We start from the raw sequence: 11,623 nt of genomic DNA, 5'->3' as shown, positions 1-11,623 counted from the left end.
TCTTGCGGTGCCCGCCCCCGGCCGGCCGCGCGGGCGGCCTTTGGGGGCTTACGCGCTGTCTTGCGTCGTGACGATGCCGCTTCGCGTGTGGCTGCTTCTGCTCTAGGTGTCTGACACCCTGGTGAGATTCGCGACATACCAAGAGCATCTCTCAAGGGTGTCAGACACCGGCAGATTCGTAAGACCGATTGAGGCGTCTGACACCCCCGAATTCGTAGGACTAAATGAGGTGTCTGACACCCCCGAATTCGTGAGACGGAATGAGGTGTCTGACACCCTGGTGAGATTCGCTTCATACCAAGTGCGTCTCCCTAGGGTGTCAGACACCGGCAGCGGCAGACGCTTGTGGGAAGTTCAAAACCGGCCGACATTTATCGTCATTTGAACTCCAGTGCCGATGGGCGGCGCGTACGGGTCGGCACGTTTTGGCTGAACGTCGCCGCGACGCCCATCATCGCTCCTCGCTCCATGACGGCGGGCCATTAGCAAACTAAACGTCACCAGCGCGCAAGCGACCATCGTCACGACGACCCACCGGCCCAATGCTGGGTTGCCGCCGCCCGGGCGGCAGCAACCCGGCGGCCCCGCAGATTTCCTGCCCTGAGCACAGGTCTTGTAGCGCGCAAACCAAAGACCCTAGCAGCACGGCGTCGCGGTCACCGTGGGCGCGAGCGCCGTCGATGCGCCCGAGGGAATCTGAAGGGAGCCGAAGGCGGACGAAGATGACAACGGGGCAGTCCGGAGCGAAGGCTCCAGACCGCAATCGTGGGCGATCGCCTCCCCGGTGACCGCGGCGTCGGTCGGCCTACGAAGATCTGATGAACCCTACGAAAATCCGATGCCCCCGGCGCGCAGGGCCGCGATTGCGGTCCGGAGCGTTCGCTCCGGACTACCCCTGCTTCGGGTCCCTCGGGCGCTGCCGCAGGCGGCTTCAAGGGTGAGTGTTGCGTCCTTGCGATAGGCTGCTGACTGTGTATTCCCGCATATGCGTAATTTTTAAAAGCCTTTCGATATCTCGCAAAGTTGGAAGGTGGTTTCATGCCGTGCGGGTTTATGCCGAGATTTTGGCGTGCTGCATCTGGCCATCAGATTCGAAAGATAGGCCACGAAAGAAGGCCGCCGGGCTCGGTCTCACTTAAAACAATCTGGAGGTCTCACTCATGAAAATCCTGGCCACGACGCTGTTTGTTTCCCTGGCCCTGGCCGGCGCCGGTGCGCACGCAGCCGGCGTTGAACATTCCAAGTCCCGCTCCCAGGTCGCGGCCGAGCTGCAAGAAGCCAAGGTCAGCGGCCAATACACTTTTGGCGAGCAGGACTATCAGGTGGCGCAGCCTCCCACTTCCAATCTGACCGAACAGGACGTGCGCACCCAGCTCCAGCAAGCCAAGACCGACGGCGAATACACCTTCGGCGAACTCGACTACCCGCCGACCGCCCGTTAAGCGGCTCGCCGTTCTGGCGTCGCAATACCGGACCTAACGTCCCAAGCACTTCTGGCGCAAAAAAAAGCCGCGACGATAGTCGCGGCTTTTTTGTGCTGAACGGCAGCGTGATCAACTGAAGAGTGATCAGCTGAAGAACTCCTTCACGCGGTCCGTCCAGGATTTGCTTTGCGGCGAGTGGCGATCGCCACCGTCGTTCAGCGAAGCCTCGAACTGGCGCAGGATGTTCTTCTGGTCGTCGCTCAGGCGCACGGGCGTTTCCACAACGACGTGGCAGTACAGATCGCCCGGGTAGCTGCCGCGCACGCCGCGGATGCCCTTGCCGCGCAGGCGGAAGGTCTTGCCGGATTGGGTGCCTTCGGGGATGGAGATCTCGGCCTTGCCGCCCAGCGTGGGAACCTGGAGTTCGCCGCCCAACGCCGCCGTGGTGAACGGGATGGTCAGTTCGCAGTGCAGGTCGTCGCCGTCACGCTGGAAGATCTTGTGCTGCTTGATGTGGATTTCCACATACAGGTCGCCCGGAGGACCGCCGTTGATGCCCGGTTCGCCATTGCCGCTGGAGCGGATGCGCATGCCGTCGTCGATGCCGGCCGGAATCTTGACCTGGAGGGTCTTGTTGCGGCGGATGCGGCCGACGCCGTCGCAGGACGCGCACGGATCCGTGATTTCCTTGCCGTTGCCGTGGCAGGTCGGGCAGGTCTGCTGGACGCTGAAGAAGCCCTGCTGCATGCGGACGGCGCCCGAGCCGCCGCAGGTGCGGCAGGTCTTGGGCGAGGTGCCGGGCTTGGCGCCGGAACCGTGGCAGGTGTCGCAGTTTTCCCAGCTGGGAACGCGGATTTCGGTGTCGAAACCGGCGGCCGCCTGTTCCAGGGAGATTTCCAGCGCGTACTTGAGGTCGGCGCCGCGGTAGACCTGGGGACCGCCGCCGCGACGGCCACCGCCGGCGCCGCCGAAAATCTCGCCGAAGATGTCGCCGAACGCGTCGGCAAAACCGCCGCCCATGCCCGCGCCGCCCATGCCGGCGGCGTTGGGGTCGACGCCGGCGTGACCGTAGCGGTCGTATGCGGCGCGCTTTTGGTCATCGCCCAGGACCTCGTAGGCTTCCTTGGCTTCCTTGAACTTCTCTTCGGCTTCTTTGCTGTCCGGATTGCGGTCCGGATGGTATTTCATGGCCAGCTTTCGATAGGCCTTCTTGAGATCGTCGTCCGAGGCGTTTTTTGCCACGCCCAGGATTTCGTAATAGTCGCGTTTTGCCATGATCCGTGGGCTCGAAACCGAGCCTTCTTTTCAGTGCTACAGAATGAGTACGCCCGGTAGGCGGATTTCTCCGGCTACCGGGCGGCAGAGGCAGGTCAGTGCCCGGCCATTATTGGTCGCGCTTGACTTCCTTGAAGTCGGCGTCGACGACGTTGTCGTCCACCGGCTTCGCGTTGTCGGCCGCTTGCTGCTGGCCGGCGGCTTGCTGCGCCTGCATGTCGGCGTACATCTTTTCGCCCAGCTTCTGCGAAGCCGTCGACAGGGCTTCGACCTTGGCGTCGATCGCGGCCTTGTCGCCTTCCTTCAGCGTGTCTTCCAGGTCCTTGATGGCGGCCTCGATGCTTTCCTTTTCAGCGGCTTCGAGCTTGTCGCCGTATTCGGTCAACGACTTGCGGGTGGCGTGCACCAGCGCATCGGCCTGGTTGCGCGACTGGGCAAGCTCGGCAATACGGTGATCTTCCTCGGCGTTGGCCTCGGCATCCTTGACCATGCGCTGGATCTCGTCTTCCGACAGACCCGAGTTGGCCTTGATGGTGATCTTGTTTTCCTTGCCGGTGCCCTTGTCCTTGGCGGACACGTGCAGGATGCCGTTGGCGTCGATGTCGAACGTGACTTCGATCTGCGGCATGCCGCGCGGCGACGGCGGGATCCCTTCAAGGTTGAACTCGCCCAGGCCCTTGTTGCCCGCGGCGATTTCGCGCTCGCCCTGGAACACCTTGATCGTCACGGCCGGCTGGTTGTCGTCGGCGGTCGAGAACGTCTGCGAGAACCGGGTCGGGATCGTGGTGTTCTTCTGGATCATCTTGGTCATGACGCCGCCCAGGGTTTCGATACCCAGGGACAACGGCGTGACGTCCAGCAGCAGCACGTCCTTGCGTTCGCCCGACAGCACGGAGCCCTGGATGGCGGCGCCAGCGGCGACGGCTTCATCCGGGTTCACGTCCTTGCGCGGATCCTTGCCGAAGAATTCCTTCACCTTTTCCTGAACCTTGGGCATGCGGGTCATGCCGCCGACCAGGATCACGTCGTCGATGTCGGAAACCTTGACGCCGGCGTCCTTGATGGCGACGCGGCAGGGCTCGATCGTGCGTTCGATCAGTTCTTCGACCAGCGCTTCCAGCTTGGCGCGCGTGACCTTCAGGTTCAAGTGCTTGGGACCGGAAGCGTCGGCCGTGATGTACGGCAGGTTGATTTCGGTCTGCTGCGTGGACGACAGTTCGATCTTGGCCTTTTCGGCAGCTTCCTTCAGGCGCTGCAGGGCCAGCACGTCCTTGGACAGGTCAACGCCTTGTTCCTTCTTGAACTCGGCAATGATGTAGTCGATGATGCGCTGGTCGAAGTCTTCGCCGCCCAGGAAGGTGTCGCCGTTGGTCGACAGCACTTCGAACTGCTTTTCGCCATCCACGTCGGCGATTTCGATGATGGACACGTCGAACGTGCCACCGCCCAGGTCATAGACGGCGATCTTGCGGTCACCCTTTTCGGTCTTGTCCAAGCCGAACGCCAGCGCCGCGGCGGTGGGTTCGTTGATGATGCGCTTGACTTCCAGGCCCGCGATGCGGCCGGCGTCCTTGGTGGCCTGGCGCTGGCTGTCGTTGAAGTAGGCGGGCACGGTGATGACGGCCTCGGTCACTTCTTCGCCCAGGTAGTCCTCGGCGGTCTTCTTCATCTTGCGCAGCACGTCGGCCGAGACTTGGGGAGGCGCCATCTTCTTGCCGCGCACTTCAACCCAGGCGTCGCCGTTGTCGGCCTTGACGATGGCATAGGGCATCAGGTTGATGTCCTTTTGCACGGCCTTTTCTTCGAACTTGCGGCCGATCAGGCGCTTCACGGCGTACAGCGTGTTGCGCGGGTTGGTCACGGCCTGGCGCTTGGCAGGCGCGCCGACCAGGGTCTCGCCGTCATCCATGTAGGCAACGATGGAGGGGGTGGTGCGAGCACCTTCCGCGTTTTCGATGATCTTGACCTGCCCGCCGTCCATGACAGCCACGCAGCTGTTGGTCGTTCCCAGGTCAATGCCAATAATCTTGCTCATGGTGGGTTACCTTGATTATTAAATCTATGAAAATTTGGGGAAAACTGCTTGTCTCCCCATAACTGGGGCTGCCCGTGGGGTTTTTCAAGACGCCGGGCTGGAAATTTCCGGGTCCGGGTCCTGCAGGCGGTGGATTGCCGCGGTGAACTGGGGCAATCCGGGCCAGCCGGTGATGCGCCCGAGGCGCTTGCCGGACCGGTACAGCACAAAAGTGGGGACGCCATGCAATGAAAAACGGCGGCCCAGCGGTTCGTCCGCGTAGACATCGGCTTCGAACCACGCAAGGCCCAGTCCCAGCAGGGTTTCCTGATGCAGCAGCGCCGCCTGCTTGAACAGGTTGCAGTTGTAGCAATCCTGGCCCCACAGGAAGACGCAGCGCAGGTCCGCGCCGGGCGCCTGCACCACGGCCGCGTCGAATCCCGCGGTGTCGACATGGCGCATGCCGAACACCTGGAATACCTGGGCCGGTTCGAAGCGCGGGTCGGTCATGGCGGGAAGACGGTTCAGCCTTGGCCGGCCGAGACGATCACCAGCGCGGGGCGCAGGGTGCGGTCGGCGATCACATAACCCTTCTGCAGCAGTTGCACCACCGTGTTGGCGGGCTGCTCGTGGGGAATGGACGAAATGGCCTGGTGCTGGTGCGGATCGAACTTGTCGCCCTGCGCCGGCGCGATTTCCTTGAGCAGATTGCGCTCGAACGCGGCGGCCAACTGCTTGAGGGTGACTTCGACGCCTTCGCGAAGGGTTTCGACCGTCTGATCGGGCTGGGCCAGGGCAGCTTCCAGGCTGTCCTTGACCGGAACCAGGCTTTCGGCGAACGATTCGATGCCGAATTTGCGCGCCTTGGACACTTCTTCCTGGGCGCGGCGGCGCACGTTCTCGGCTTCGGCTTGCACACGCAGAAGCTGGTCGTGCTGCTCGTTGACGGTAGCCTGGGCGGCGTCCAATTGGGCGCGCAACTCGTTCAGCTCGGCCTGCGCGGCGTCCTGGGCGGCGGGTGCCGCATCGGCGTTCTGGCCGACTTCGGGCGCCTGGTCAGCAGGCTCGTGGGGTGCCGTCATGGGGAATCCTCCAAAAAGAATGGCTTTCGCAGACATGAATGGGGACCAATACCCCTAATTCAAGCCCGGTTAAGCGAATAATTCCCCAGGACCCGGCGCCGCGACCGGACTCCCGGCGGCGGTTTGGCTACTTTTTGCTCGGCTGCGCGGGCGCCACGGGGTCGCTGGCGGGGAAACTTTCCTTCAGCGCGCGGTCGACGCGCTTGTCGTCGGCATCCGGATCGGAAGGAATCGCGACCGGGTCGCTGGCCGGGAAAGTATCGGCCAAGGCCTCATCCAGGTCATGTTCGACGCGGTCCTCGTCGACCGGAGTGCTGACTTTGCCCTTCTTGACCGTGTCGCCAGTCTTGGGATCATGGTGCATGCGCCTTCTCCTTCAAGTCCGTGGTGTCTGGAACCCACCCCTGCAAGTATCGTTCCACCAGACCCGACAACCCCGCGATCCAGGCTGGATCGTCATTGATGGCGGGAATGTAACGGAACTGCTTGCCGCCCGCCTCGAGAAAGGCGTCGCGGCATTCCAGGCTGATTTCTTCCAGGGTTTCGAGACAGTCTGCCACAAATCCCGGGCACACCACATCGACCTCGGTGACGCCCGATGCGGCTAGCGCCTTGAGGGTCGGCTCGGTGTAGGGCTCCAGCCAGCGGGCGGTGCCGAACCGGCTCTGGAAGGTCACTTCGATCTGGTCGCGGGGAAGCGAAAGCCGCTGCGCCAGGAGCCGGGCCGTTTCCATGCAGTCGCGGTAGTAGGGATCGCCCAGCTCGATGGAGTAGCGCGGCAGGCCATGAAAGCTCATGACCAGCTTCTGGGGCTTGCCGTGTTCGCTCCAGTACCGTTCGATGCGCGCGGCCAGCGGGTCCAGGTAGGCGGGATCATCGTGGAAACGCTTGATGAAGCGCATCTCCGGCTGGTCGCGCAACTTGCCCATGTAGCGGGTGACCGCGTCGACCACGGTGGCGGTGGTGCTGGCGGCGTACTGCGGATACAGGGGCACCGTCAGGATGCGCTCGCAGCCCTGCTTGCGCAGGTTCGAGATGGCGTGCGGGATGGAGGGATTGCCGTAGCGCATGCCCAGTTCGACCGCGGCATCCACTCCGGCCGCCTGCAGGGCGGCGCGCACACCATCGGCCTGCCGCTGGCTGTAGACCATCAGGGGCGAGCCTTCCTTCATCCAGATGCCGGCATAGCGCGGCTCAAGCCGCTTGGGGCGGCGCGTGAGCACCATGCCGTGCAGGATGGGCTTCCAGAGGTAGCGCGGGATCTCGATGACGCGGGGGTCGGACAGGAATTCGCCCAGGTACTTGCGGATGCCCTTCGCCGTCGGCGTGTCGGGCGTGCCCAGGTTCACCAGCAGCACGCCGACCTTGCCCGGCAGGCGCGGCGGCGGATCTTCGTTGAAGGGGTCTTCTTGCTCGGGTTCAGGAAGGTAGCGCTCAGGCCAGAGATACTTGAACAGGCGAAGAAACACAAAAACTCCCCTTCCTCCGCAAGGAGGATGTAGCTTTGAATGGGACTACTGGTTGTGGCTGAGGGCGTTGGACAGCAGGCGCGCCGTGATGTCCACAATGGGTATGACGCGCTCGTAGGCCATGCGGGTCGGACCGATGACGCCCAGGGTGCCCACCACTTTGCCATCCACACCGTACGGCGCGGTGATGACGGAAACGTCTTCAAGGGGCACCAGTTGCGAATCGCCACCGATGTAGATCTGCACGCCCTGCGCCCGGCTGGAGACATCCAGCAATTGCAGCAGGTCGGTCTTTTTCTCGAACAACGAAAACATCTTGCGCAGCCGGTCCATGTCGGACGCGATGTCGGTCACGTCCAGCAGCTTGCGCTCGCCGGAAATGACCACCGCATCGCCGTCCTCGGCGGCTTCGGCGCTGGCCTCGACGGCAGCCTGCATGAGGCGCGAGATGTCTTCGCGCAACTGGGCCAGCTCGGTCGACAGCGTCTGCCGCACGGCATTGAACGACTTGCCGGCGAAGTGCATGTTGAAGAAATTGCCGGCTTCCAGCAGCTCAGATTCGGCGTAATCCCGCTGGACGAAGAGAATGCGGTTCTGGACGTCGCCATCGGGCGTCACGATGATCAGCAGGACGCGCTTGTCGGACAGGCGGATGAATTCGATCTGGCGGAACACCTGGGCCCGCTTGGGCGTGAGCACCACGCCCGCGAATTGCGTCAGGTTCGACAGCAACGCGGCGGCCGCGTTGACGGCGCGGGTGGGTTCGGCGGCAGAGAGCATTTCGCCCATGTTGTGCGGCTGAAGCTGGTACGACTGTACCGACAACAGCGAATCGACGAACATGCGGTAACCGCGCGGCGTGGGTACACGGCCGGCGGAGGTATGCGGACTGTGGATCAGCCCCAGCTCTTCCAGGTCCGCCATGACGTTGCGGATGGTGGCCGGGGACAAATCAAACACTTTAGATAGCGTCCGCGAGCCGACTGGCTGCCCATCGGCGATGTAGCGTTCTATCAACGCTTTCAGTAATGCGCGTGCGCGGTCATCCATGGCGGCTATTTTAGGGAATCTTTTTAGGTTGGGGCGATTTTTGTCCCGCAACCCGATATACGGCCCCATATAATCGGCTAATTGACCCATCCTGGGCGCATTCAGCTTTGCGGTTTTGCCCTTTTTTATTTGTACGCTGCCATGCATTTTCCTACAGTCGCCCTGATCGGCAGATACCAGGACACCGGCCTGGACACACCGCTGAGAGCCCTTGCGCACGCGCTGACGCAAGCGGGCCGGCATGTGCTGATCGACGCGGACACGGCGCGCAATACCGGGCTGACCGAATACCCCATCGCCACCCTCGAGGAAATCGGCAAGACCGCCTCGCTGGCCGTGGTCATGGGCGGCGACGGCACGGTGCTGGGCGCCAGCCGGCATCTTGCGCCCTACGGCATGCCCCTGATCGGCATCAACCACGGACGCCTGGGTTTCATCACCGACATCGCCCTGCAGGACGCGCACGCCGCGCTGGCGCGGGTGCTTGAGGGCAGCTTCCAGATCGAAGACCGCATGCTGCTCGAAGGCAGCGTGTGGCGTGGCGATCAAAAGATGTATTCCGCGTCGGCGCTGAACGACGTGGTCCTGAACCGCGCGGGCCGCGGCGGCATGATCGAGGTCCGGGTCGAACTGGACGGCGCCTTCATGTACACGCAGCGCGCCGACGGCCTGATCATCGCCACCCCCACCGGGTCTACCGCCTATGCGCTGTCGGCCAACGGCCCGATCCTGCACCCCGGCATGAACGCGCTGGTGCTGGTGCCCGTGGCGCCGCAGACCCTGTCGAACCGCCCCATCGTCATCCCGGACACCGGCGTGCTCAACATGACGCTCACGGCCATGGGCCGCGTCGAAGTCGGCGCCAGCGTGCACTTCGACATGCAGACCTGGTCCGACCTGCAACCGGGCGACCGCATCGTCGTGCAGCGCGCGCCGTACACCATCCGATTCGTGCATCCCGAAGGCTATAGCTTCTTCTCCACCCTGCGCCGCAAGCTGCACTGGAACCTGATGCCCGAAGCCTCCGACAACGTAGAGTAGTTAGCGCCCCCACATGCTGCGCACCCTGCACATCCGCGACTTCGTCATCGTCGAACAGACCGAGATCCATTTCGGGCCCGGCTTCACCGTCTTTTCCGGCGAGACCGGCGCCGGCAAATCCATCCTGGTCGATGCGCTGGCCCTCACCCTTGGCGAGCGCGGCGACGCCAGCATGCTGCGCGAAGGCGCGACCCGCGCCGACATCACCGCCGTTTTCGACACCCCCAAGGCCCTGCACGCGTGGCTGGTTGAACGCGAAATCGACGCCGACGACGAACTCTCGCTGCGGCGGGTCATCGACGCCCAAGGCCGCAGCCGCGCCTACATCAACGGCACGCCGGCCACCGTGGCGCAACTGCGCGAACTCGGCGACAGCCTGGTCGACATCCACGGCCAGCACGCGCACCAAAGCCTGATGCGTCCCGACGCCCAGCGCGATCTTCTGGACGCGCACGGCGGCCATGGCGATCTCCGCCAGGCGGTCGGCCAAGCCTGGAAGCAGTGGCGCGCCCTGGCGCGCCAACTGGAATCCGCCGAAAAAGACGCGGAAAGCCTGGCATCGGAACGCGAAAGCCTGCAATGGCGGGTCAATGAGCTCGACCAGCTCAATCTCGGGCCGGACGAATGGGAAGCCCTGCAATCCGAGCACACGCGACTGTCGCATTCGCAATCGCTGCTGGATGGCGCCTCGCAGATCCTTGAAACGCTGGACGGCGAAGGCGACTCGGCACATCACCGGTTGACGGCCGCGAACCAGCGCCTGCAGCAGATGCTGCGGCACGATCCGGGCCTGAAGGGCGTCCACGACGAACTGGAATCGGCCCGCATCGCCATCAGCGAGGCCGTGTCGGACCTGAACAACTACGTCAGCCGGGTCGAACTTGATCCCAAGCGGCTCGCGGACGTGGAAGCACGTCTTGGCCTGGTGTTCGAGACCGCGCGCAAGTTCCGCGTTGAACCCGATGCGTTGTGCGAATTGCGGGAATCGCTGCATTCGGAGCTGGCGGCCCTGCAGGCCGCCGGCGACATCGACGCGCTGCGCGCCCAGGCCGCCGCAGCCCAAACGCAATACGACGCGGCCGCCGCCAAGCTCACGACCGCGCGCCGCAAGGTCGCCAAGGATCTGGGCAAGCAGGTCACACAGGCCATGCAGACGCTCGCGATGCAGGGCGGCCGCTTCGAACCGACGCTAGCGCCGTCAGCGCCGTCGGCGCACGGCAGCGAACAGGTCGAATTCCTGGTGGCCGGCCACGCCGGCACCACGCCTCGCCCGCTGGCCAAGGTGGCATCGGGCGGCGAGCTGTCCCGCATCTCGCTGGCGCTGTCGGTCATCGCCAGCCGCGCGGCGCGCGTCCCCACGCTGATCTTCGATGAAGTCGACAGCGGCGTGGGCGGCGCTGTCGCCGAATCCGTCGGCAAGCTGCTGCGCGAGCTGGGCGAACGCCATCAGGTGCTGTGCGTCACCCACCTGCCCCAGGTCGCCGCCTGCGCCAATAACCAGTTCCTGGTCAGCAAGGCCGAATCGCGCGGCACCACGCGCTCCAGCATCGAACCGCTGGATTCCTCGGCCCGCGTCGAGGAAATCGCGCGGATGCTGGGCGGCATGAAGCTCACCGCGACCACCCGCGAACACGCGCGCGAAATGCTGGAAGGCTTCGGACAGACCGCGCCCTGATTTCCGGTGCCGCACCGGCGCATCCGCTGGCCGAAGCGCAAATGCAAACGCAAAAATGCATAAAGCCCCTTCACGTTGAAGGGGCTTTATTTTTCGGCTAAGCAGCCGGACGGGCCGGCTGCTCGCCTGCCAAGCCGGGCTTAACGGCCCTTGAGGCAGCTACCGCAGACGCCGTACAGCACCATCGCGTGGCTTTCCAGCGCGAAGGCATTGTCCTTGGCGATCTTCTGCTGGCGCTTTTCGATCTCGGGATCCGAGAACTCGACAACCTTTCCGCAATTGGTGCAGATCAGGTGGTCGTGGTGGTCGCCGTCGTTCAGCTCGAAAACGGCCTTGCCGCTGTCGAACTGGCTGCGCGCCAGAATGCCGGCCTGCTCGAACTGGGTCAGCACGCGATAGACGGTAGCCAGGCCGATTTCGACGTTTTCGCCGATGAGGGCGCGGTAGACGTCTTCGGCGCTCAAGTGCCGTTCACCCGATTTGCGGAAAATATCAAGGATCTTCAGGCGAGGAAAAGTCGCCTTCAAACCCATGTTTTTCAGTTCGCTTTGGTCGCTCATGGTGTAATCGCTCTCCGTCCGCGTTGGCATGGG

General features: G+C 63.7%; 11 protein-coding genes. 3 read left to right on the top strand and 8 right to left on the bottom strand.

Features of this window, described 5'->3' with window-relative positions; all coding sequences use genetic code 11:
* Positions 1-1,160: 1,160 nt before the first annotated feature.
* Positions 1,161-1,442 (top strand): DUF4148 domain-containing protein, encoded by a 282-nt coding sequence (locus RT697_RS13525; RefSeq protein ID WP_313699512.1) that lies wholly within the window; start codon positions 1,161-1,163, stop codon positions 1,440-1,442.
* Positions 1,443-1,568: 126 nt separating this feature from the next.
* On the opposite strand, the gene dnaJ is transcribed toward RT697_RS13525, so the two are convergent.
* The 7 genes from dnaJ to hrcA all read right to left on the bottom strand — a co-directional run bounded on the left by dnaJ (position 1,569) and on the right by hrcA (position 8,314).
* A complete protein-coding gene (gene dnaJ, locus RT697_RS13520; RefSeq protein ID WP_313699510.1) occupies positions 1,569-2,699 on the bottom strand; it encodes a molecular chaperone DnaJ in 1,131 nt (376 codons plus the stop codon).
* A 109-nt stretch (positions 2,700-2,808) separates the two neighbouring features.
* Positions 2,809-4,734, bottom strand: coding sequence for a molecular chaperone DnaK (gene dnaK / locus RT697_RS13515; RefSeq protein WP_313699509.1), 1,926 nt, complete (start codon positions 4,732-4,734; stop codon positions 2,809-2,811).
* 84 nt (positions 4,735-4,818) lie between these two features.
* A complete protein-coding gene (locus RT697_RS13510) occupies positions 4,819-5,223 on the bottom strand; it encodes a thioredoxin family protein (RefSeq protein ID WP_313699507.1) in 405 nt (134 codons plus the stop codon).
* Between the two features lie 14 nt (positions 5,224-5,237).
* Positions 5,238-5,795 carry a nucleotide exchange factor GrpE gene (grpE, locus tag RT697_RS13505; RefSeq protein ID WP_056568733.1) on the bottom strand — a complete coding sequence of 186 codons (558 nt, stop codon included), beginning with the start codon at positions 5,793-5,795 and terminating at the stop codon, positions 5,238-5,240.
* Positions 5,796-5,922: 127 nt separating this feature from the next.
* Positions 5,923-6,159 carry a hypothetical protein gene (locus tag RT697_RS13500; protein WP_313699505.1) on the bottom strand — a complete coding sequence of 79 codons (237 nt, stop codon included), beginning with the start codon at positions 6,157-6,159 and terminating at the stop codon, positions 5,923-5,925.
* Positions 6,149-7,264: a ferrochelatase gene (hemH, locus tag RT697_RS13495; protein WP_313699503.1), complete on the bottom strand. Its 1,116-nt coding sequence runs from the start codon at positions 7,262-7,264 to the stop codon at positions 6,149-6,151. Before hemH ends, RT697_RS13500 begins: the two co-directional genes overlap by 11 nt.
* A gap of 45 nt (positions 7,265-7,309) precedes the next feature.
* Positions 7,310-8,314 (bottom strand): heat-inducible transcriptional repressor HrcA, encoded by a 1,005-nt coding sequence (gene hrcA, locus RT697_RS13490; protein ID WP_062840377.1) that lies wholly within the window; start codon positions 8,312-8,314, stop codon positions 7,310-7,312.
* A gap of 141 nt (positions 8,315-8,455) precedes the next feature.
* On the opposite strand from hrcA, the gene RT697_RS13485 reads away from it, so the two are divergent.
* Entirely contained in the window at positions 8,456-9,355 is a 900-nt protein-coding gene (locus RT697_RS13485) for an NAD kinase (protein ID WP_313699501.1), read from the top strand.
* 13 nt (positions 9,356-9,368) lie between these two features.
* On the top strand, positions 9,369-11,030 hold the full coding sequence (recN, locus tag RT697_RS13480; protein ID WP_313699500.1) for a DNA repair protein RecN: 1,662 nt from the start codon (positions 9,369-9,371) through the stop codon (positions 11,028-11,030).
* Positions 11,031-11,170: 140 nt separating this feature from the next.
* Here recN and fur read toward each other — a convergent pair whose 3' ends face one another.
* Positions 11,171-11,590: a ferric iron uptake transcriptional regulator gene (fur, locus tag RT697_RS13475; RefSeq protein ID WP_175184123.1), complete on the bottom strand. Its 420-nt coding sequence runs from the start codon at positions 11,588-11,590 to the stop codon at positions 11,171-11,173.
* Positions 11,591-11,623: the final 33 nt, after the last annotated feature.

This window comes from Achromobacter sp. (assembly GCF_032113835.1).
Taxonomy (GTDB): domain Bacteria; phylum Pseudomonadota; class Gammaproteobacteria; order Burkholderiales; family Burkholderiaceae_B; genus Achromobacter.
This window is presented reverse-complemented; position numbering and strand designations above follow the sequence as displayed.